This is a genomic window from Pelagibacterium sp. H642, from assembly GCF_031202855.1.
In the GTDB taxonomy this organism is placed as follows: domain Bacteria; phylum Pseudomonadota; class Alphaproteobacteria; order Rhizobiales; family Devosiaceae; genus Pelagibacterium.
On the sequence record NZ_CP101829.1, the window covers coordinates 3,177,429 to 3,197,774 of the forward strand.

General features: G+C 61.5%; 20 protein-coding genes. 14 read left to right on the plus strand and 6 right to left on the minus strand.

Translation table 11 applies throughout. The annotated features are described in order from the left end of the window. Positions 1 to 37 precede the first annotated feature (37 nt). A complete protein-coding gene (locus NO934_RS15840; protein WP_309160942.1) occupies positions 38 to 922 on the plus strand; it encodes a helix-turn-helix domain-containing protein in 885 nt (294 codons plus the stop codon). Here NO934_RS15840 and pcaQ read toward each other — a convergent pair. Then, positions 900 to 1,814 (minus strand): pca operon transcription factor PcaQ, encoded by a 915-nt coding sequence (gene pcaQ, locus NO934_RS15845; RefSeq protein ID WP_309160943.1) that lies wholly within the window; start codon positions 1,812 to 1,814, stop codon positions 900 to 902. The two genes, NO934_RS15840 and pcaQ, sit on opposite strands and share 23 nt — an antisense overlap. Before the next feature lie 95 nt (positions 1,815 to 1,909). On the opposite strand from pcaQ, the gene pcaD reads away from it, so the two are divergent. The 5 genes from pcaD to NO934_RS15870 are packed head-to-tail and all read left to right on the plus strand — an operon-like array spanning position 1,910 to position 5,539. Then, positions 1,910 to 2,728, plus strand: a complete 819-nt coding sequence (gene pcaD, locus NO934_RS15850) for a 3-oxoadipate enol-lactonase (RefSeq protein WP_309160944.1) — start codon at positions 1,910 to 1,912, stop codon at positions 2,726 to 2,728. Then, positions 2,715 to 3,122, plus strand: a complete 408-nt coding sequence (gene pcaC / locus NO934_RS15855) for a 4-carboxymuconolactone decarboxylase (RefSeq protein WP_309160947.1) — start codon at positions 2,715 to 2,717, stop codon at positions 3,120 to 3,122. The genes pcaD and pcaC overlap by 14 nt, the downstream gene beginning before the upstream one ends. Further along, entirely contained in the window at positions 3,115 to 3,867 is a 753-nt protein-coding gene (gene pcaH, locus NO934_RS15860; RefSeq protein ID WP_309160949.1) for a protocatechuate 3,4-dioxygenase subunit beta, read from the plus strand. Before pcaC ends, pcaH begins: the two co-directional genes overlap by 8 nt. Further along, positions 3,867 to 4,478 (plus strand): protocatechuate 3,4-dioxygenase subunit alpha, encoded by a 612-nt coding sequence (gene pcaG, locus NO934_RS15865; RefSeq protein WP_309160953.1) that lies wholly within the window; start codon positions 3,867 to 3,869, stop codon positions 4,476 to 4,478. Before pcaH ends, pcaG begins: the two co-directional genes overlap by 1 nt. Then, positions 4,478 to 5,539: a 3-carboxy-cis,cis-muconate cycloisomerase gene (locus NO934_RS15870; protein ID WP_309160954.1), complete on the plus strand. Its 1,062-nt coding sequence runs from the start codon at positions 4,478 to 4,480 to the stop codon at positions 5,537 to 5,539. The genes pcaG and NO934_RS15870 overlap by 1 nt, the downstream gene beginning before the upstream one ends. On the opposite strand, the gene NO934_RS15875 is transcribed toward NO934_RS15870, so the two are convergent. Next, complete coding sequence (locus NO934_RS15875; protein WP_309160956.1) at positions 5,536 to 7,671, minus strand: heavy metal translocating P-type ATPase; 2,136 nt, start codon at positions 7,669 to 7,671, stop codon at positions 5,536 to 5,538. The genes NO934_RS15870 and NO934_RS15875 overlap by 4 nt on opposite strands. A gap of 65 nt (positions 7,672 to 7,736) precedes the next feature. On the opposite strand from NO934_RS15875, the gene NO934_RS15880 reads away from it, so the two are divergent. The 3 genes from NO934_RS15880 (at position 7,737) to panC (ending at position 10,006) form a co-directional block, all read left to right on the plus strand. After that, the gene (locus NO934_RS15880; RefSeq protein WP_309160957.1) at positions 7,737 to 8,186 is read left to right on the plus strand and encodes a helix-turn-helix domain-containing protein; all 450 of its coding nucleotides are present in this window, start codon (positions 7,737 to 7,739) and stop codon (positions 8,184 to 8,186) included. A 120-nt stretch (positions 8,187 to 8,306) separates the two neighbouring features. After that, positions 8,307 to 9,146: a 3-methyl-2-oxobutanoate hydroxymethyltransferase gene (panB, locus tag NO934_RS15885; protein WP_309160959.1), complete on the plus strand. Its 840-nt coding sequence runs from the start codon at positions 8,307 to 8,309 to the stop codon at positions 9,144 to 9,146. Continuing rightward, entirely contained in the window at positions 9,146 to 10,006 is an 861-nt protein-coding gene (gene panC / locus NO934_RS15890; RefSeq protein ID WP_309160960.1) for a pantoate--beta-alanine ligase, read from the plus strand. Before panB ends, panC begins: the two co-directional genes overlap by 1 nt. 2 nt (positions 10,007 to 10,008) lie before the next feature. On the opposite strand, the gene NO934_RS15895 is transcribed toward panC, so the two are convergent. From NO934_RS15895 to NO934_RS15910, 4 genes are all read right to left on the minus strand, one after another. Further along, entirely contained in the window at positions 10,009 to 12,741 is a 2,733-nt protein-coding gene (locus NO934_RS15895; RefSeq protein ID WP_309160962.1) for a sensor histidine kinase, read from the minus strand. Continuing rightward, entirely contained in the window at positions 12,738 to 12,968 is a 231-nt protein-coding gene (locus NO934_RS15900; protein ID WP_309160963.1) for a hypothetical protein, read from the minus strand. Before NO934_RS15900 ends, NO934_RS15895 begins: the two co-directional genes overlap by 4 nt. Before the next feature lie 9 nt (positions 12,969 to 12,977). Next, positions 12,978 to 13,370 carry a response regulator gene (locus NO934_RS15905; protein WP_309160965.1) on the minus strand — a complete coding sequence of 131 codons (393 nt, stop codon included), beginning with the start codon at positions 13,368 to 13,370 and terminating at the stop codon, positions 12,978 to 12,980. Positions 13,371 to 13,446: 76 nt separating this feature from the next. Further along, a complete protein-coding gene (locus tag NO934_RS15910) occupies positions 13,447 to 15,021 on the minus strand; it encodes a short-chain fatty acyl-CoA regulator family protein (RefSeq protein WP_309160967.1) in 1,575 nt (524 codons plus the stop codon). Positions 15,022 to 15,193: 172 nt separating this feature from the next. Between NO934_RS15910 and NO934_RS15915 the strand changes: the two genes are divergently transcribed. The 5 genes from NO934_RS15915 (at position 15,194) to NO934_RS15935 (ending at position 20,342) form a co-directional block, all read left to right on the plus strand. Continuing rightward, a complete protein-coding gene (locus tag NO934_RS15915) occupies positions 15,194 to 16,549 on the plus strand; it encodes a substrate-binding protein (protein WP_309160968.1) in 1,356 nt (451 codons plus the stop codon). Positions 16,550 to 16,625: 76 nt separating this feature from the next. Beyond that, positions 16,626 to 17,654, plus strand: coding sequence for a branched-chain amino acid ABC transporter permease (locus NO934_RS15920; protein ID WP_309160970.1), 1,029 nt, complete (start codon positions 16,626 to 16,628; stop codon positions 17,652 to 17,654). Between the two features lie 3 nt (positions 17,655 to 17,657). Next, positions 17,658 to 18,806 carry a branched-chain amino acid ABC transporter permease gene (locus NO934_RS15925; protein ID WP_309160971.1) on the plus strand — a complete coding sequence of 383 codons (1,149 nt, stop codon included), beginning with the start codon at positions 17,658 to 17,660 and terminating at the stop codon, positions 18,804 to 18,806. A 10-nt stretch (positions 18,807 to 18,816) separates the two neighbouring features. Continuing rightward, positions 18,817 to 19,584, plus strand: coding sequence for an ABC transporter ATP-binding protein (locus NO934_RS15930; protein ID WP_309160973.1), 768 nt, complete (start codon positions 18,817 to 18,819; stop codon positions 19,582 to 19,584). Beyond that, positions 19,584 to 20,342 carry an ABC transporter ATP-binding protein gene (locus tag NO934_RS15935; protein ID WP_309160974.1) on the plus strand — a complete coding sequence of 253 codons (759 nt, stop codon included), beginning with the start codon at positions 19,584 to 19,586 and terminating at the stop codon, positions 20,340 to 20,342. Before NO934_RS15930 ends, NO934_RS15935 begins: the two co-directional genes overlap by 1 nt. The last annotated feature ends 4 nt before the right edge of the window (positions 20,343 to 20,346 follow it).

Consider the following 20,346-nt stretch of genomic DNA (forward strand, 5'->3'; position numbering starts at 1 on the left):
AATGGACAGGCGCAACAAAGAGTTGGACTATAGCAACATGAACGCGATACCGACCTACGCCCTTTATGGCGAGAACGAAAGCAGCGGCGAGAGCTGGCTGCATTGGGAAACGATCACCTCACGCTCGCGCCTGCACGGCTTCCGCATCTCGGCGCATCGGCACGATCTGCTGCACCAGATTCTCTATTTGAGAAGCGGGCATGCCACGGTGATGCTCGACGGTGAAACTTTCGAGGTTGCCCCGCCGGCGCTGATCATCGTGCCGCCGCTCACCGTCCACAGCTTTGTCTTTTCCACCGATGTTGACGGGTTCGTGCTCACCTTCTTTGCCCAGGATGTCAAAACCGCCCTGCGCGAAATCGGTCCGGCCGCCGATGGCCTGTTGCGTCCCTGTATTCTCAAGCCGATCGAAGCGATCGTCGACGCGCAGGAGCTCTATCAGGCGGTGAAGCGGCTGGTGGCCGAGGCCGATCGCGGTGCGCCAGGGCAGGTGGCGGCACTCCGCGCGCGGCTCTCATTGCTGCTGGTGGCCGCGCACCGGCTCGATTTGGCGGCGGCGCAGCAGGCGGGTGATCACCGCGATGCCGCCGAGCGGCACGCGCACCAGTTCCTGTCGCTGGTGGACCAGCATTTTCGGGATACGCGCCGGGTCGGGTTTTATTCCGGCAAGCTCGGGATCACGCCAACCCATCTCAACCGCGTTTGCCGGCAGGTGCTGGGACTGTCGGCGCTTGCGGTGATCGAGCGGCGGGTGCTGCTCGAAGCACGGCGCTATCTTCAGTTCTCAGGGTTGAGCATAAAGGAGATTGGCATCGTGTTGGGATATCCCGATCCCGCCTATTTCAGCCGCTTCTTTTCTCAGCGCGTGGGGCAGGGGCCGCAGGCATTGCGCGATTCAATCAGTCTGCACGCGATCGGGTAACATCGCGCACGATGCGGACCAGAATATCGAGCGAAGCATTGGCCGGCGCGTCCTCGCGCGTGGTAAGTCCCACTGCGCCGCGGGTTTCGCTGGTGTCGACGGGCAGAGGCCGGAGGCGGCCAGCGGCTACATCGCGGGTGACGACGCCCTCGGAGATCACCCAGACCGCGTCCGTCTCCTCGACAAAGGCGTGGCCGAAGGAATCGGAAACGGTTTCGATCGTATGCGGCAGTTCGGCCATCCCGTGCGTGAGGAGATAGCGGTCCACATATGGCCGGATCACCGAGCCCACCGGTGGCATGAGGATGGTATAATCTCGAAGTCGGCCGAAATCGAAATGGGTATCGGTGAGCAGCGGGTGGCCGCTGCGGACGATGAAGCGGACCTGCTCCGGATAGAGATATTCGAACCTCAGGCCGCTCATCTGTTCAGGTGCAGCGAGCCTGCCGATGACCAAATCGAGCGTTCCGGTGCGCAATTGCTCGAGCAGGACCTGGTTCTCGCCCGTGACGATCCTGACCGGGCTGTCGGTGCGTTCGGAAAGGAAGCGCTGCATGGCCAGCGGCATGATGCGCGCCGATACTGTGGGGAGGGCGCCGATACGAACGGGTGGGCCGGCATTGACGCGGCTCAAACTGTCGATCCCGTTCTGGACAGCGGCGACCGAAGCGCCGGCGTGGCGCAGAAAAACCTCGCCATAATGGGTGATGCGCACGCCGCGCCCCTCCTTTTCGAGGAGCTTCTTGCCCAGAATGTCTTCAAGTTCGCGGATGGTCTTGGTGACCGCCGGCTGGGTCACGCCCATCACCTGCGCCGCGCGGCCGACGGAATTGTGGCGCGCCACCTCGATAAAGGTGTGCAGGTGACGGAAGCGGATGCGGGTTTCGATCAAGATCAACCTATGAGCTATAGGTTATCTATAAGCGCTTGAGTTTCATTTTACAAAACCATTCGGCTGCTCCACATTCGCTGCGTGGAGGATCTCCGATGGATTGCGTCCAGCTTGGCGACATCGTCGTGCACTATCGCCTGCGCCGGGCTGCTGCGGGCGCGCAGACGGTGGTTTTCATCAATTCGCTCGGCACCGACTTCAGGATCTGGGATGACGTCGTCGCCGCTCTCGACGGCGATCTTGGTATTCTGCTCTACGATAAGCGCGGTCACGGGCTTTCGAGCATCGGAAGCACGCCCTACCGGATCGCAGATCATGCCGACGATCTTGTGAGCCTTTTGGCTGCGTTGGGGATCACCGAAGCTGTTATTTGTGGGCTTTCGGTCGGCGGGCAGATTGCTCAGCAGGTCTATTTCGACCGGCCCGATCTCGTGGCCGGTTTGGTGCTGTGCGATACTGCTGCACGGATCGGCGATGCGGATTTCTGGAACAATCGTATCGATGCGATCTCCCGCAATGGGATAGAATCGGTGACCGACGGCGTCATGGAGCGCTGGTTCAGCGCCGGTTTCCGCAATTCCGGCAAGCCGGAATATCAAATCGCGAGGGCGATGTTCGAGCGGCAGCCGGTTGCCGGCTACTTGGCGACTTGTGCGGCAATCGCGGGCTTCGACCGCCGGGCCGATACCGCAAGTATCGCTGTTCCCGTGTCGGTTCTCGTGGGCGCCGAGGATGGCGCGACGCCGCCGGATCTGGTTGCCGATTTCGTCCGACAGATCCAGGCGAGCCAATTTGAAATCATTGAAGGTGCGGGGCACTTGCCCTGCATCGAAGCACCCGCACAGGTGACGGCGGCGATTGCCGCGCTGGTCGGACGGGTCGAACAGGGGAGAATGCGCGATGTCGCATCATGAAGGGCCGTCGGCGCGGCATGCGCAGGGGCTCGCCACGCGCAAGAGCGTGCTGGGTGAGGCCTACGTGGACAAAAAACAGGCCACGATGACCGATTTCGAGCGGCCCTTTCAGGAACTTATCACCGAGGCGGCATGGGGGCATGTCTGGTCACGGCCCAATTGGGACAAGCGGCAGCGGTCGATCGTGACCATTGCGTTGCTCGCCGCCCTCGGGCACTACGAGGAAATGGTCATGCATATCGAGGCGACGGCGCGAACCGGCGCAACCGAAGAGGATATCCGCGAAATCCTGCTGCATGTGGCGATCTATGCCGGCGTTCCGCACGCCAATCATGCCATGAAGCTGGCGCGGCAGGCGCTGGACAGGATCGGGAAGGGTGATGACAATGACTGAACGACTGTCCAACAGTCGGGCGGAAGCTGCCGCCTTCATGGAGCGCGATTTCAGCCAGCATCCGCCGGCGTTTACGCCCGGCTACAAATCGAGCACCCTCCGCGCGCCCAAACAGGCGCTGATCAGCTTTTCTTCGACGCTCTCGGAAAAGACCGGTCCAGCCTTTGGCCACAACATGCTGGGCGAACTCGACAACGATCTCATCGTCAACTATGCCAAGCCCGGCGAGGAAGCGATCGGGCAGCGGATCGTGGTTCACGGCCACGTGCTGGATCAGAACGCCAAGCCGGTGCCGAACGCGCTCGTCGAATTCTGGCAGGCCAATGCTGGCGGTCGTTATCGTCACAAGCGCGAGGGCTATCGCGCGCCGCTGGACCCCAATTTTGGCGGCTTTGGACGGACGCTCACCGACGAAGACGGCTATTATTGGTTCCGGACCATCAAACCGGGGCCGTACCCCTGGCCCAACGGGATCAATGACTGGCGCCCGGCTCATATCCACTTTTCGCTGTTCGGCAGCGGGTTTGCCCAGCGTCTCATCAGCCAGATGTATTTCGAGGGGGATCCGCTGATCCCGCTTTGCCCGATCGTCAACACCGTTCCCGACAAGGCCGCGATCGAACGGTTGGTCGCACGGCTGGACATGAACAATACCATCCCCATGGACCTGCGCGCCTACCGTTTCGATATCGTGCTGCGTGGCCGCCGTTCGACCTTCTTTGAAAACCGCCCGGAGGGGAATTGATGGTCAGGCTGTTCGACTATCTCAAGGAAACACCGTCACAGACCGCCGGACCCTACGTCCATATCGGGATGACCCCGAATCTCTACGACATCAACGGTGTGATCGCGGAGGATCTGGGAAAAAGCGTCGTCTCCGACGGCGTCAAAGGAGAGCGGATCACCGTCAAGGGGCGGGTGATCGATGGGGGCGGTAATCCGGTTTTCGATTGCGTGGTCGAAATCTGGCAGGCCGATGCCAATGGCATCTATAATAGTCCTTCCGAGCATCGGGCAGGCGTCGATCCCAATTTCGTCGGATGGGGCCGGCAGGCGGCAGGCGCCAATGGCGAGTTTTCCTTCGAGACTATCAAGCCCGGGGCGGTGCCGGCGCCAGGCGGTGGGTTCATGGCCCCTCATATCACGTTCTGGATCGTGGCACGCGGCATCAATATCGGGCTGATGACCCGGATGTATTTCTCCGACGAACAGGAAGCCAATGGCAAAGACCCGGTTCTCGGCAAGGCGCGCATGATCGGGCGTGAAAACACGATGATTGGTAGGCGGGACGGTGACACTGTCACTTTCGACATCTACCTTCAGGGAGAAAACGAAACCGTCTTCCTGGACGCCTGATGAGTCTTTCCCCCTTCGACCATCCCATTCTCTCCGGCCTGTTCGGTGATCCCGAACTGGCCGGCTTTCTTTCGGCAGACGCTGACGTTGCGGCCATGGCACAGTTCGAGGCGGCGCTGGCTTCGGCCCAGGCGGAATGTGGGCTCATTTCCGCCGAGGCCGCCGAAGCCATTGGTCATCTGACGGCCAATCTGGTGCTCGATATGGACCGCTTGCGCGCTGGTCTGGGGCGTGACGGCGTGGTCGTTCCCGAACTCGTTAAGCAGATGCGCGCAGCGCTGGATGAAGAAGCCGCCCAAGCTCTGCATTTCGGCGCCACGAGTCAGGACGTTATGGACACAAGCCTGATCCTGCGGCTCAAATCGATCTGCGCAATTCTTTCGGCCCGCATCGCAGCCATTGAAGGAGCGCTCGAAGCTCTCGGCGGACGCTTTGGCAAGCGGGGGCTCATGGGCCGCACCCGTATGCAGGATGCTTTGGAAATATCGGTTGCCGATCGCATTGCCGATTGGAAGGCGCCGCTTGCCCGCCACCGGGCACGGCTCGAAGAGATCAAATCGCGTCTCCTCGTTCTGCAGTATGGCGGAGCGGTGGGTACGCTCGAAAAGCTTGGAGAAGAGGGGCCGCGCGTGGTCGCCACCCTCGCTGATAAGTTGGGACTGGGAACGACTGACAAATCCTGGCACAACCAGCGCGACTCGATCGTTGAATTCGCCGCCTGGATGAGCCTCGTTTGCGGAAGTCTGGGCAAGATCGGGCAGGATATCGCGCTGCTCGCCCAAAGCGCCAATGGCGAAATCAAGCTCTCGGGAGGCGGTGGGTCTTCCGCCATGCCGCACAAATCCAATCCTGTGACCGCTGAAGTGCTCGTCGCTCTGGCCCGCTATACGGCCGGATCCAGCGGAACGATCGCACAGGCGCTGGTCCATGAACAGGAGCGTTCGGGCGCGGCGTGGACGCTGGAATGGCTGGTGCTGCCGCAGATGATCATGGCGACGGGCAGTGCGCTTCTGCTCGCCACCCGTCTGCTTTCTTCCGTGGAGTCGATCGGCAAGGATTAATCGTCCATCCGCCATGCAAGCAGCCGCATGGCATTGGCCGTCACCAGAACGGTCGCGCCGGTATCGGCCAGAATCGCTGGCCATAGGCCGGTGATCCCGAGCAGGGTCGTCACCAGGAAGACCGCCTTGAGACCGAGTGCGATGGTTATGTTCTGCTTGATATTGGCTATGGCAGAACGCGAAAGCCCGATCATTCCGGCCACACCTTCGACGCGGCTGTTGAGAATGGCGGCGTCGGCCGTTTCCAGCGCAATGTCGGTGCCTTCTCCCATGGCGATGCCCACATCGGCAGCGGCCAGGGCCGGAGCGTCATTGATGCCATCGCCCACCTTCGCAACGATATGGCCTTGGCTTTGCCACGTCTTGACGATCGCCTGCTTGTCGGCCGGTAGAAGTTCAGCATGCGCGGCGATGCCGAGATCGGCCGCCACGGCTTCTGCGGTCCGCCGATTGTCGCCGGTGAGCATGGCAGGCGTGACGCCGAGCGCTTTCAACGCCGCAACGCCGGCGGCAGCGGTCTCGCGCGGTGCGTCGCGCATGGCGATGAGTCCGGCGGCCGTTCCTTCGACCACGAGCACGGAGACGGTTTTGCCTTCTTCGTTGAGGGCCGAAATGCGGGACTGTAGCGACTTTGGAAGATCCGCTTGTTCTTCGGCGGCGCGCGGGGAGCCCAGGAATACGGCCCTGTTCCCGATTTTGCCGGTGACGCCCTTGCCGCCTATCGTTTTGGCGTCGGTGGCCGGCAAGCCGACAAGATTTACGGCTTTGGCCCGCTCGATGATTGCTAACGCCAGCGGATGGCTCGAGCCCGCTTCCAATGCCGCTGCCAAGCGCAGGACATCGTCCTCGTCGCCGTTCACCGCCATAATGTCGGTCACTACCGGTTTGCCCTGGGTCAGGGTGCCGGTCTTGTCGAAGCCGACGCGGTCGACTTTGCCCAGCGTCTCCAGCACGCCACCGCCCTTGACCAGCAGTCCGTTGCGCGCGCCCGCGGACAGGGCCGCAGCGATGGCAGCCGGGGTCGAGATCACCAGGGCACAAGGGCATCCGATCAGCAGCAGCGCCAGCGCTTTATAGATCCACTCCTCCCACGAGGCTCCAAACGCCAGGGGCGGGAAAACGGCCACCAGCAATGCAACCAGCATGATGGCGGGCGTATAGAACTTCGAAAAGCTATCGATGAACCGTTCGGTCGGCGCCTTGGCCTCCTGGGCTTCCTCGACCAGATGGATCACGCGAGCGATAGTATTGTCGGCAGCGATCGCCGTCACCGATATCCGCAGCACCGACTCGTGGTTGATGGTGCCCGCAAAGACGTTGTCTCCGACCGCCTTTGCCTTTAGCACGGATTCGCCAGTGACCGGAGCTTCGTCGATGGCGCTTTCGCCGGAGACGATCTCGCCGTCAGCCGGAATGCGATCTCCAGGCCGAACGATGACGATATCGCCGGTTGCCAACTCATCTGCCGGGATTTCGCGGGTCTGCCCGTTGTGCTCGCGCAATGCCGTGCGCGGCACCAGATCGGCAAGAGCGCGGATCGATGCTCGGGCCCGTCCAGCGGCAAGGCCTTCCAGAAGTTCTCCGACAAGAAACAGGACGACGACGACAGCGGCCTCGGCGCTGGCGCCGATGATGATGGCCCCTACCGCGGCAACGGTCATCAGGGTTTCGATGGAAAAAGGCAGCCCCAAGCGCGCCGCGGCGAAAGCACGGCCGGCAATGGGAATAAGGCCGACGAGCACTGCTGCAATGAAGCCCCATGGATGAAGGGCTGGGATGAATTGTTCCGCTGCAAAGGCGAAGGCAAGTGCAATGGCGCAGGCAAGCGTCAGCTTGGCCTTGCCGGTTTGCCACCAGGGTTGACTGTCGGGCAGTTCGCTATGGGAGGCCGGCTTTTGCGAGGGCGACATCGTATCGGGCGTCACGCGATAACCCATGCCCTCGGCGCGCCGTTGGAACTGGGCGAGATCGGCGGCCGCCACATGCTTGAGGGTTACGGTGCCACCTGTCACCGATACGGCGGCGTCGACAATGCCGCTGGTCTTTCGCGCAGCCGCCTCGATCTTGGAGGCGCAGCTGGCGCAATCCATGCCCCGGACAAGGAGGCGAGTGGTGATCAGATCTTGTGTCATCTCTTGCTCCGACTGCGATGACCACCTATCTACTTTCTCTAGCGACTAGAGGAGCAAGAGGAAAAATGCAGGCTGGAGTGCCAATCGGCCAGGCAGCGCGTGCCAGCGGTGTCAAAGTTCCCACGGTGCGGTATTACGAGCAGATCGGCTTGTTGCCCACGCCGGATCGGAGCGAGGGCAATCGACGGCTTTATGACCGCACCGATATCGACCGGCTGACCTTCATTCGCCATGCGCGCGAACTCGGCTTTGACGTCGACGCGATCCGCAGGCTCCTGGCGCTGCAGGATCATCCCAAGCAATCCTGTGCAGAGGCCGACGCCTTGGCGCGCGAGCATCTGGTCGAGGTGGATCGCCGTATTCGCAGCCTCATGGCGCTCAAATCCGAACTTGAGCGGATGGTGGAAGGCTGCGTGCACGGCAAGGTCGAGGATTGCCGCGTTATCGAAATCCTCGCCGATCATGGCGAGTGCAAATATCACGACCACGACAAGCCGCTTTCGGCGTTTGCGTAGCCTGCCGCGATGCCCCCGCCCAAGGTCGGGGTTTGAGCCTGCCTTGAGATCGGCTAAGGAGCGGCCACATATCGAATATGACCGCCGATGTTTGTATCGGCAGCATGCGGGAGAGGACTGATGACCTATGGCAAGGCACCTGCGCCGCCTGTTACGCCTCCGGCGCTGATGGCACGCAAGGGCGGCGCGCCGATCGTTTGCCTCACTGCCTATACGACGCCGATCGCCCAACTGGTCGACCGGCATTGCGATCTGGTGCTCGTGGGCGACAGCGTCGGCATGGTGCTTCATGGCTTGCCCGACACGCTCGGCGTTACGCTCGACATGATGATCATGCACGGCAAGGCGGTGCGGCGTGGGCTGAAATCGGCGCTGATGGTGGTCGACATGCCGTTCGGCACTTATGAGGAAAGCCCCGAACAGGCCTTTCGCAACGCCGCCACCCTGATGCGGGAGACGGGCTGTGGCGCCGTAAAGCTTGAAGGCGGAGCGCAGATAGCGCCCACTATCCGCTTCCTGACTCAGCGTGCCATTCCGGTTGTGGCCCATATCGGGCTCACGCCGCAATCGGTTCATACATTCGGCGGCTATAAGGTGCAGGGCCGCGGGGCCGAAAGCCAAGCTGTTCTGCGTGACGCCCAGGCAGTGGCCGAGGCAGGGGCGTTTGCCGTCGTGATCGAGAAGGTGCCCGATATTCTGGCACGTCGCATCACCGCCGATATCGACATTCCCACCATAGGCATCGGTGCTTCGGTCGCATGCGACGGGCAAATTCTGGTGGTCGACGACATGCTGGGCATGTTCGCTGATTTCAAGCCGAAATTCGTCAAGCGTTATGCCGAACTGGGCACAGAGGCCGACAAGGCCGCGGCAACCTATGCCGAGGAGGTTCGCGCCCGGCGCTTTCCCGCTGCCGAACATGTGTTCGGCGACACGCCCACCAGCGTCAAGGGCGCCTGATGAATCTCCCGATTTGCCGAACCGTTACCGATTTGCGGGCCACTGTGTCTCAGTGGCGCGCGGCCGGTGAGAAAGTCGCTGTCGTGCCCACCATGGGTGCCCTGCATGAAGGCCATCTTTCGCTGGTCCGGGCGGCGCGGGGTAGGGCGGCGCGTGTCATCGTCACCTTGTTCGTCAATCCGCGGCAATTCAACAATGCCGACGATCTCGCCAAATATCCGCGCGATGAGGAGGCGGATCGGGTTAAGCTTGCTTCGGAAAATGTGGATCTGCTGTTCGCGCCCGGTGTCGAAGAGATATATCCGGAAGGTTTCTCGACCACCGTGTCGGTTGCGGGACTGAGCGAAGGGCTTTGCGGCGCGCACCGTCCCGGCCATTTCGATGGCGTGGCGACCGTCGTCACCAAGCTGCTGCTCCAGACACAAGCCGATGTCGCCCTGTTTGGTGAAAAGGATTATCAGCAACTGAGCGTCATCCGAAGGCTGGTGCGCGATCTCGATATTCCCGTGGAGATCGTTGGGATCCCAACGGTCAGGGAGGCCGATGGACTGGCCTTGTCTTCGCGCAATGTGCGCCTGAGTGTCGAAGGGCGGCAGAAGGCTCCCGCACTGGCGGAGGCTCTAGCCACGGCCGGCATGGCCATCGAGCGCGGAGAAGACGCCGATGCCGCGATCGCCCGAGCCAAGGCTGCCATTAAACGGGCAGGATACTCCGAGGTCGAATATCTCGAACTGCGCGATGCGGAGACGCTCGAGCCGGTTTCACGGGCCGTACAGCCGGCACGGCTGCTCGTGGCGGCGTGGCTGGATGGCGTTCGGCTGATAGACAATCTCCCTGTGCTGCCGCCGAGCCACGGGTAGGGCTATTGCGCTGCTCTTTCGATATCACTCCGAGTGATCACCGGCAGCGTTATGCGGAAGCATGCACCTTCGTCTGCCTCTGACACCAGCTCCAGCGTGCCGTCCATGCGGGAGATGATTTCGCGACTGATGGGTAGCCCAAGGCCTGCGCCGGCATATGGGCCGGCTTCACCCAGACGGCCGCGATAGAATTTGTCGAAGATGCGCGGACGCTCTTCTTCGGCAATGCCAAGGCCATTGTCCTCGACCTCGATGATGTAGTTCTTGCCCTTGAAGCGCGAACGCACCTCAACCATCGGATCGATGGCCCCGTTATATTTGATGGCATTGGAAATGAGATTGATGAGCACCTGGCTCAGTCGGTCGGGATCGGCCCGGACAAGGGCGGCAGAGGCGCGCGAGCCGATCTTCAACCTGGTATTGGATTGCCGCGCCAGTGCATCGCAAACCCGTAGTGCCTGATCGAGCGATTCTTCGGCGTCGATGGGACGGTTCTCCCAAGCACGTTCGCCCCGTTCCAGCGCCGAGAGATCCAGAATCTCGTCGAGGAGCGAGGTCAGGCGCAGGCTTTCTTTGTGGATGGTCGAAACGAATTTCTGCCGCGCCTCGTCACCGAGATCTTTCTCGCTCAGCAGGATTTCCGAAAACGCCCGGATAGCGGTCATGGGGGTGCGGACCTCATGACTTACCTGGCTCAGAAATTCGTCTTTCTGAACATCCACCTTCCGCAGCTGCCGATTGGCCTGTTCGAGCTTTTCCGCGGTGGCCCGCAATTGCGTCGATGTGCGTTCCAGCTCCTGGGAATACTCGATGGCCTGCTGGGTCTCGTCGGCCATCTGCATGACCTCTTCGAGGGAAATCGCATCGCCGGAAACCACTTTCGAAAGCATGACGTGCGCCGATGCGGCGCCGATCGAACCGGCCATTTCGCGCTCCAGGCGCCGAATGAAAGCCGGGCTGGGCTCCAGCGTCGTCCAAGGCATGCGCGCCTGTTTGGCTTCTTCGGAAAACAGCGCGACGGCCCGTTCGTGACCGAGTACCCGTCGCGCGACGAGAAACAGGTCGTCGGCGGTGGCGGTCCCCCGGATGGGGTTGGTTTCCGCACTCGCGCGGCGGAAGACGTTGAGAAACAGCGTGGCCTGGACGTGCTCGAGCGCCGATTGGCTGGTGACCAGCGAGCCAACAACGAGGACTGACGTATTGAGAAACAGGCTCCAGAAAACCGCATGGGCAAGTGGATCGAGCCCGTCCAACCCGAAAAGGCCTTGCGGCCGCAGCCACAGGATCCCCCAGGGGCCATTCACCATGATGTCGGCCACAAGGCTCGAGGAGGTGGCGAACGAAGGCATGAAGCTCGCCCAAAGCCAGACCACAAAACCTATACATATCCCGGATATGGCGGCCCTTGTTGAAGCATCGCGCCAGAAGAGGCTGGCGAGAATGGCCGGCAGGAATTGCGCCACGCCGGTAAATGAGATCAGTCCGATCGGCGCCAGTGCATCCGACCCGCGGGTCAGGGAGAAATAGCCGAACCCCAGGAACAGGATGAGCATGATTGAGAGGCGTCTGGCGTTGAGGATCAGGCGCCGCACTCCCTGGCCGTCGCCTATTCCGTTCCCCGCCGTTAGCCGCAGCATGATCGGCACCACGATGTGGTTCGACACCATGATCGAAAGCGCGATGGATTCGAGGATGATCATCGAGGTCGCCGATGAGAAACCACCGACAAAGGCGAATAGCGCCAATGCATCCTGTCCCTGCGCCAATGGCAGGGTGAGCACGAACATATCCGGGTTGGAGCCTGCCGGCAGCGAACTTAGCCCGAAAAGTGCGATGGGCAGAGTAAAAAGGCTCATCGCAAGCATGTAGGCCGGGAAGGCCCAACTGGCCCACCGCAGATGTTTTTCGTCCGAGTTTTCGACCACCGTCACCTGAAACTGGCGCGGCAGGCAGATCACGGCGGCGCCGGCGAGCACGAGCATCGCCGTCCAGCGGTCGCCGAAGGTGTTGTTGGCATGGATGTCCAGCCCGGCTGCCGAGGCGTTGGTGAAGATCGCCTCCATGCCGCCGCCGATATAGACGACGAAAAAGCCGACAGCGAGAAGAGCCGTAAGCTTGACGATGGCCTCGAAGGCGATGGCGGCGACGACCCCATGATGTTGTTCCTTGGCATCGACATTGCGTGTGCCGAACAGGATGGTGAACAATGCCATGCAGGCGGCGACGCCGAACGCCAGGCCGACCTCGTCCCAGCCTTCCAGGCTTCCCCGTCCGAATTCCGAAGAGCCCGCGATTGCCTCGATCGACGAGGTTATCGCCTTGAGTTGCAAGGCGAGATAGGGGGCAATGGCGATGACGGCGAGGACGGTAATGAGCACGCCCAGGGTACTCGATTTGCCGAAACGGGAGGAGAGCAGGTCGGCGATCGATGTGATCCGCTGGTCATGACTGATGCGCACGAGGCGTCGCAGGATGAACCACCAGCCGACGAAAACGATCGTCGGACCAAGGTAGATGGTGAGATACTCAAGCCCGTTGCGCGCGGCGGTGCCTACGGCGCCATAGAAGGTCCAACTCGTGCAATAGACCGAGATCGAGAGAGTATAGACGAAGGGCGAACGCAGAAACCCGCCGGTCGTGGTGCGAGTATGCCGGTCCCCCAGATAGGCGATGACGAACAGCAGCCCCACATAGGCCACGGCAGTGGCGATCACCAGATCGGCCGTGAGCGTCATGGCCGGTCCTCACCGGGCGGCGCGGAGGGCTCGTCTGGCGGCAATACTGCTGCAAACCAGGCGGCTCCGACGACAAGGCAGAGCCAAAGCCCGAAGAGAAACACGCTTTCGATCGGAATGCCGGCTACCAGCGCATCGAACCGGAACAGCAGGATCAATGGCGGCAGATTGGCCAGCGCCCCGAACAGGGTGAAAAAGAGCGAAGCGCCTATGATCTTGCGCCGCATCGGTGCCGCTCAGTGGGCGTGGCGCAGATCGGATGGATCGCCCAGCAGGCTTCGCACCGCATCCACAACGTCGGCGTTGGAATAGGGCTTGGTAACGAACCTGTCGGCACCAAGTTCCTCGGCGATACGCCGGTCCTGCTGCTGCCCCTTTGCAGTGAGGACCAGAACCGGCAGGTCAGCCGTCGACTGATCGGCGCGGATCTGCTTGAGCACCTCGAATCCGCTGCGCTTGGGCAGCATGATGTCGAGTACGAGAACCCGTGGCTGCTGGCGCCTTACGGCGTCCATCACCGCTTCACCATCCATGACGGCACCGATGGTCCATCCCGCTCTTTTCAGAACAAAATCGAGTGCTTCAAGAATGGATGGCTCGTCTTCTGCAATGAGAATATCGATAGCCAAAACTCCCCCTCCGAGCCTCTTCCTCCGCAAGGCTCGTCATCAGATAAGCGCAATTGTGACAATTCGCCAAGCCCCGTCAGGCGATGGAGCCAGTCAGCGTGGCCTCGGTGCCCGGCGCGAACGGGGCCTCCTGCCGGCTGGGGCAATCCGCGCGTGTGCATAGCCGGCAGCTCGGCCCCACGGGCACGTCGGCGCCGGAATCGCGCAAATCGAGACCGTCGGCGTAAACGGTTCGGTCGGCGTGCAGGATATCGGTTGCAAGGAGGATCGAATGGGGCAGCGCCTGATCGGCAAAGCCCGAGGAGCGACGCGAAACCGCCTTGGCAATAAAGAGGAAGCGTGAGCCATCGGAAAACCGCACCACCTGGCGAACCAACTGGCCTGAGGAGCGGAACGCCGCATAGATGGCCCAGAGCGGGCAGGCGTGCCCCGTCTGGGGAAGCAGCAGGCCGGGCAGGGCGAAGTGTTTGGTCAGCCGCCCAGCCGGATCCGAGCGCAGGAAACCGAAGGGGACGCCCTCGGCGTCCTCTCGCCTAAGGGTCACGAGCCGGTGGGCGACCTGTTCGAAGCTGGCATTGTAGCGTTCGCTCAGCGCTTCCACGTCATAGCGCAGCGCTTCTGCATCGGACCTGAAGCGCTCATAGGGAAAAAGCACCGCCCCGGCTACGTAGGAGGAAAGATAGGCCCGCGCCAACCTGCGCGCGGTTTTCGAGGAGAGCTCGGGCGCGCCGGCGACGGTGTCCAGGACGCCGCCGCTCGTCACGTTCGCGATCAGTCTGATCATCTGGAACTGCCTGGTCGATTGCGGAACGGTATTGCGAAACCAAATCGTCCGGCGTTCCGCATTGTAGGCAAATGCCTGGCCTGACGGCGGATTTGCGGTTCGCTCGACGGTAATTCCGTGGCGTTCGCGCAAATGGTCTATGATTGTTGCCTCACTGGCCTGCTCGCCCAAATCCACCGCGATCTCGGCAGCGCGTTCTTCCAGGGACGGGAAGTAATTGCGGGCGGCAAAGATCATGTCGTCCAGCTCGCGCCGGACCGAGGCCGATCGGCTGGCGATACTGGCATGATCGAACTGGCCGATCAGGTTTTGCGCCACTGCGGTCAACCCACGCGCTTCGCGCGAAATCGATCCGACGAACCGCTCGCGCTCCTCGGAACTGAGATCCTTGATCTCATCGAGAATCTCGGCCGAGGATCGTACCGCGGTAATGCGCGAGAGAACTTGGTGCAGAAGTTGGCTGAGCAGCGGATCGGCGCGCAGGCGATTGGCATAGGCATCCGCACTCACGGCGGCAGCTGCGTAGGCCCGGTGAAGCCTGGTGATCATTTGGGCGATTTGCGGCTGGGTCGCGACAAGACTGCGGGCCTGGTCGGCACTAAGCCCGACATCGGCTAGGACCGGATCGGCAAACGCTTCGGTCAATTCGTATATAAGCCGATGTTCGGCCTCGCCGGTCAACTCCCCTATGGAGATATCGAGTTCGGCGGCGATGCGCTGGAGCAGCGTGCCACCCACCTGGCGTTTATTGGCTTCGATGAGATTGAGATAGCTCGGCGAAATGCCCACGCTACGCGCCAGCGCCGCTTGCGACCGGCGGAGTGCTTTGCGTCGGGTACTGATCCGGAGACCGATAGGTGCCCGCATGAGGCTCTGTTGTCAATTCGTTGACGAGAATACGGCGAAATATCGTCAATGATTGACAGGATTTTCTTTGAATCACAATAGCATGTTGCAGTGATGTAAACGCGCGTCGATAGTTCGAGTCGGCGGAGAGGCGTATGGAGGTATGCCTTCTCCGCATTAAAGGAGGAGATCGATGAGCGAAACGAAACGCGGAATCAGCCGCCGCCGTGTCGTCAAGACTGGCATGGCCGGCATTCTGGCTACAGGGGTCTCGCCCCTGATCCTGTCGAAGGGGGCATGGGCGCAGGAATTCTGCAACGCTCCGACGGGCGATACGGTCACGTTGGGCTTCAATGTACCGCAGACCGGTGCATATGCTGACGAAGGCGCAGATGAGCTCAAGGCTTATGAGCTGGCCGTCGAGCATCTGAACGGCGAGGGCGATGGCGGGCTTATCCCGCATTTTTCATCCAAGACGCTGACCGGCAATGGCATTTTGGGCAAGCGGGTCGAATATGTCACCGGCGATACCCAAACCCAGTCGGATCCGGCCCGTGAGTCAGCCCGCCGCATGATCGAACGCGATGGCGCCATCATGATCACCGGCGGTTCGTCCTCGGGCGTCGCGGTGGCGGTGCAGAGCCTCTGCCAGGATATGGGCATCATCTTCATGTCCGCCCTCACGCACTCGAACGACACCACCGGCAAGGACAAGCGGCGCTACGGCTTCCGCCATTTCTTCAACGCCTATCAATCCGGCGTCGGCCTGGGCCCGCAGCTCGGCGCCGCCTATGGCAATGAGCGCCGCGCCTACCACCTCACCGCCGACTACACCTGGGGCTGGACGCAGGAAGAATCGATGATCGCGGCCACCGAGGCGCTCGGATGGGAAACCGTCGAAACCGTACGTACGCCTGTGGGGGCAGGGGATTTCAGCCAGTATATCACGCCGGTCCTCAATTCGGGCGCCGACGTCCTCATCCTCAATCACTACGGCTTCGATGGCGTCAACTCGATCACCCAGGCTACCCAGTTTGGCCTGCGTGACCGGCAGGCGAACGGACAGAACTTCGAGATCGTCCTGCCGCTCGTCTCCGACCTCATGGCCGCCGGTGCCGGCACCGCGATCCAGGGCGTCTATGGCACCTCGAACTGGTATTGGAGCCTGGGGGACGAGGCATCGAAAGCCTTTACCGCCTCCTTCGGTGCAAAGTGGGGTTCGCCGCCCAGCCAGGCGGCCCACACATCGTATGTCCAGACGCTGCTTTATGCCGACGCCGTAGAGCGGGCAGGGACCTTCTATCCCCCGGAAGTCATCCGAGCGCTCGAGGATTTCGAGTTCGACGGCATGGGCAATGGCCCCACACTCTACCGTGGCGCCGATCACCAGTGCTTCAAGGATGTGCTGGTCGTGCAGGGCAAGGAGACCCCGGCCAACGAGTTCGACCTTCTGGAGGTGGTCAACACCGCTTCGCGTGACTCGGTGACCTACGACCCGTCGATCTTCGGCGGCGAGTTGGGCCCCTACGAACCCAACATGTGCGCGTGAGACCGGTCTAGCCGGACAAGCAAAGTGCCCGGCCGCGAAAGTGGCCGGGCCAACAGGTACATCTGGAGCCACCTCGATGGATGCGATTCTTGCGCAATTGCTCAATGGGCTGGACAAGGGCGGGGCGTATGCCCTGATCGCCTTGGGCCTCACCTTGGTTTTCGGAACGCTTGGGGTGGTCAATTTCGCCCATGGCGCGCTCTTTATGCTCGGCGCCTTCTGCGCCGTGGCCTTTCGGGCGCTGATCACCATGGAAAGCGTGACGATCGATGAAACCCAGCTTTCTCCTTGGGGTACGCCGCTCGAAGTGCGTACGCCCCTAGCCGAAACTTGGTTCGGTGAATGGGGGGCTGTTCTGGTCGACTATTCGGTGCCGCTGTCGATCCTTCTCGCCATTCCGGTCATGCTGGTCATCGGGGTCGCGATGGAGCGCGGACTCATCAAGCATTTCTATAAGCGTCCTCACGCCGAGCAGATATTGGTGACCTTCGGTCTCGCTATTGTTTTGCAGGAACTGGTCAAAACCTTCTTTGGTCCCAATCCCTGGCCGCAGCCGATCCCTTCCGATTTTCGCGGCGCTGCCGATGTCGGCGCGCTGTTCGGCCTTCAGGCTGGCGCTGTGACCTATCCCCTCTGGCGTCTGGTTTATCTCGGCTTTTCGCTCGCAGTCATCGGGGCCGTCTTCGCCTTCCTGCGGTTCACCACTTTCGGCATGGTGGTGCGTGCCGGCATGGCCGACCGCGAAACAGTCGGACTGCTCGGCGTCAATATAGACAGGCGCTTCACCATCATGTTCGGGATCGCAGCGGTCGTCGCAGGGCTGGCTGGTGTGATGTACACGCCGCTCCTGCCGCCCAACTACCATCTGGGCATGGACTTTCTGGTGCTGTCCTTCGTGGTTGTGGTCGTAGGCGGAATGGGTTCGCTGCCGGGTGCCGTCGCCGCGGGCTTCCTTCTCGGCATCCTGCAATCCTTCGCGTCGATGACCGAGATCAAGGCGATCATTCCCGGTATCGATCAGATCATCATCTATGCGATTGCAGTCGTAATCCTTCTGGTCCGCCCCCGAGGCCTCATGGGCCGGCGCGGCATGATGGAGGCCTGAGCTATGAACTTCTTTCGGCTTCCAAAAAACGAATACGTCACCTTCGCGGTCTTTTCGCTGGTGGTTCTCACCATGCCGTTCTGGCTGCAGCCGCTCGGCGCCGCATATCCCGGCCTGATGCAGCAGTTCACGATCTTTGCGATCTTTGCCGTAGGCTTCAACATTCTCTTCGGGCTGACCGGCTATCTCAGCTTCGGCCACGCCGCGTTCCTCGGGGTGGGGTCCTACACAGCCGTCTGGTCGTTCAAGCTGCTGTCGATGGACGTCATCCCGGCGCTGTTTTTTGCCATCGTCATGGCGGCTGTCTTCGCGCTGGTCATAGGTTACGTCTCGCTGCGGCGCTCGGGCATCTATTTCTCGATCTTGACGCTGGCCTTCGCGCAGATGAGCTACAATCTCGCCTATTCGGTCCTCACGCCCATCACGAATGGTGAAACAGCGCTGCAGCTTGCAAGTTCGGATCCCCGCGTTCTGGACAATCTGTTTTCCCTTGGTGTTTCGGGCCGTATTCCCTCGCCAAGCCTCTTTGGCAATGCCCTTGGCGGCATCCATGGTTTCTATCTCTGCGCCGTCATCCTGCTGATCGCCTTCTTTGTCGCCCAGAAGATCTTCACTTCTCCATTCGGCATGATGCTGCGGGCCGTCAAATCCAATCAGACCCGCATGGCCTATACTGGATTCAACACCCGCCCTTATACGCTGGCCGCCTTCGTCATCTCCGGCATGTATGCCGGCCTCGCCGGAGGTCTACTTGCGGTCACCGATCCTTTGGCCGGCGCAGAGCGCATGCAGTGGACCGCCTCGGGCGAGGTAGTGCTGATGACCATTCTCGGCGGCGTGGGCACGTTGATCGGCCCGGTCATCGGCGCTTGGATCATCAAATACATGGAAAACATCTTCTCGGCCTTCAACGAGCGCCTGCTGCACTATGTGTTCTCGTGGCTGCCGGATGGTGTCGAAGACGTCTGGGTTGCGATTGCGTCCAAGTTCGTGGGCGAGGGGTGGCACCTGACGCAAGGGCTCGTCTTCGTCCTCGTGGTCGTGTTCCTGCCCGGCGGCATCATGGAAGGCGTGCGCCGTATCCGGACGATGTTCGCCAACCGGCGGAGCGAAGCCACGCGCTCCGCCCTCAGCACCTCTGCGGCCGAATAGGAGACCTGCCATGGAAACCAGGGATAACGTCGTTCTGCACGTTGCCGATGTCCATAAGAACTTCGGCGGTTTGCATGCTCTTTCCGATATCGACCTGCAGGTGGAGGAGGGCAAGACGCACGCGATCATCGGGCCCAACGGCGCCGGCAAATCGACGCTGCTCAATGTGGTGATCGGGCGCATCCCGCCCACCAGCGGCGCCGTGGTGTTCGATGGGGTGGTGCTGACAGGCAAGAAGCCGCACGAGATCAACCAGCTCGGCGTGAGCCGCGTCTTTCAGACGCCAGAAATCTTCGCCGATCTGCCCGTGCTCCAGAACGTCATGACACCGGCGTTTGCCCGGCGGGACGGTGCTTTCAAGATCAATCTCGCCACTCCGCTTGAACGAGAAACGGCGCTGCGCGAGGAAGCCGAAGCCATGCTCGAGGACGTGGGCCTGATCGATAGGCGCAACGTCAACGCGGGTTCGCTCTCGCGTGGTGACAAGCGGCGGCTCGAACTCGCCATGTGCCTTATCCAAAAGCCGCGCCTCCTGTTGCTCGATGAGCCGACAGCAGGGATGAGCCGTCACGACACCAACACCACCATCGAACTCCTAAAGAAGATCAAGAGCCGCGGGATGACCAAGGTCATCATCGAGCACGACATGCATGTGGTGTTCTCTTTGGCCGACAAGATCTCCGTTTTGGCCGGCGGCCGCATCATCGCCGAAGGGCTGCCCTCGGAGGTTCGCGGCGATCCCCGCGTGCAGGAAGCCTATCTGGGAGGAGCGCACTGATGAACGCCGTATCCACCATCCAGCGCGATGCCGCCTCTCAACCGCAAGCGGCCACGCCGTTTTTCTCGGTCGATGATATCCACTCATACTACGGCGAGAGCTACATCGTTCAGGGCGTGAGCTTTGATATCGCGCATGGCGAAATCCTCGCCCTGCTTGGCCGCAACGGGGCCGGCAAGAGTTCCACCCTGCGTACCATCGCCCGGCTCGACAGCCCTATGCTGCATCGAGGAGAAATCTGGCTCGACGGTCAGCCGCTCCATAAACTCAAGGCGTTCGAAGCCGCAAGGGCGGGCGTCCAGCTCGTCCCTGAGGACCGGCGCATCATCCAGGGATTGACGGTCGAAGAAAACCTCACGCTGGCGCAGGTTTCGCCCGGCATGGGCTGGGATCTCGACCGCATCTACGGGCACTTCCCGCGTCTTGCCGAACGTCGCCGTCAGGAGGGAACGACGCTGTCGGGAGGTGAGCAGCAAATGCTGGCCATCGCCCGCGCCCTGGCGCGCGATCTCAAGCTGCTTCTGCTCGACGAGCCCTATGAGGGTCTTGCTCCAGTTATCGTCCAGGAAATCGAGACCATTCTGCACGAGATCAAGGAGCTGGGTATCACCACGATCATCGTCGAGCAAAATGCTGTCGCAGCCCTCAAGCTTGCCGATCGCGCGGTGATCCTCGACACCGGCGAGGTCGCATTCTCCGGAACCGCACGCGAAGTGCTCGACAATGCCGAGCTGCGCCACGAATACCTAGCGATCTAGGATG

Excerpts from the sequence above, each read along its gene's own strand:
- NO934_RS15840 (WP_309160942.1), top strand. The coding sequence starts at position 38 with ATGAACGCGATACCGACCTACGCCCTTTATGGCGAGAACGAAAGCAGC.
- pcaD (WP_309160944.1), top strand. The coding sequence starts at position 1,910 with ATGGATTGCGTCCAGCTTGGCGACATCGTCGTGCACTATCGCCTGCGC.
- pcaC (WP_309160947.1), top strand. The coding sequence starts at position 2,715 with ATGTCGCATCATGAAGGGCCGTCGGCGCGGCATGCGCAGGGGCTCGCC.
- pcaH (WP_309160949.1), top strand. The coding sequence starts at position 3,115 with ATGACTGAACGACTGTCCAACAGTCGGGCGGAAGCTGCCGCCTTCATG.
- pcaG (WP_309160953.1), top strand. The coding sequence starts at position 3,867 with ATGGTCAGGCTGTTCGACTATCTCAAGGAAACACCGTCACAGACCGCC.
- NO934_RS15870 (WP_309160954.1), top strand. The coding sequence starts at position 4,478 with ATGAGTCTTTCCCCCTTCGACCATCCCATTCTCTCCGGCCTGTTCGGT.
- NO934_RS15875 (WP_309160956.1), bottom strand. The coding sequence starts at position 7,671 with ATGACACAAGATCTGATCACCACTCGCCTCCTTGTCCGGGGCATGGAT.
- NO934_RS15880 (WP_309160957.1), top strand. The coding sequence starts at position 7,737 with ATGCAGGCTGGAGTGCCAATCGGCCAGGCAGCGCGTGCCAGCGGTGTC.
- panB (WP_309160959.1), top strand. The coding sequence starts at position 8,307 with ATGACCTATGGCAAGGCACCTGCGCCGCCTGTTACGCCTCCGGCGCTG.
- panC (WP_309160960.1), top strand. The coding sequence starts at position 9,146 with ATGAATCTCCCGATTTGCCGAACCGTTACCGATTTGCGGGCCACTGTG.
- NO934_RS15895 (WP_309160962.1), bottom strand. The coding sequence starts at position 12,741 with ATGACGCTCACGGCCGATCTGGTGATCGCCACTGCCGTGGCCTATGTG.
- NO934_RS15900 (WP_309160963.1), bottom strand. The coding sequence starts at position 12,968 with ATGCGGCGCAAGATCATAGGCGCTTCGCTCTTTTTCACCCTGTTCGGG.
- NO934_RS15910 (WP_309160967.1), bottom strand. The coding sequence starts at position 15,021 with ATGCGGGCACCTATCGGTCTCCGGATCAGTACCCGACGCAAAGCACTC.
- NO934_RS15915 (WP_309160968.1), top strand. The coding sequence starts at position 15,194 with ATGAGCGAAACGAAACGCGGAATCAGCCGCCGCCGTGTCGTCAAGACT.
- NO934_RS15920 (WP_309160970.1), top strand. The coding sequence starts at position 16,626 with ATGGATGCGATTCTTGCGCAATTGCTCAATGGGCTGGACAAGGGCGGG.
- NO934_RS15925 (WP_309160971.1), top strand. The coding sequence starts at position 17,658 with ATGAACTTCTTTCGGCTTCCAAAAAACGAATACGTCACCTTCGCGGTC.
- NO934_RS15930 (WP_309160973.1), top strand. The coding sequence starts at position 18,817 with ATGGAAACCAGGGATAACGTCGTTCTGCACGTTGCCGATGTCCATAAG.
- NO934_RS15935 (WP_309160974.1), top strand. The coding sequence starts at position 19,584 with ATGAACGCCGTATCCACCATCCAGCGCGATGCCGCCTCTCAACCGCAA.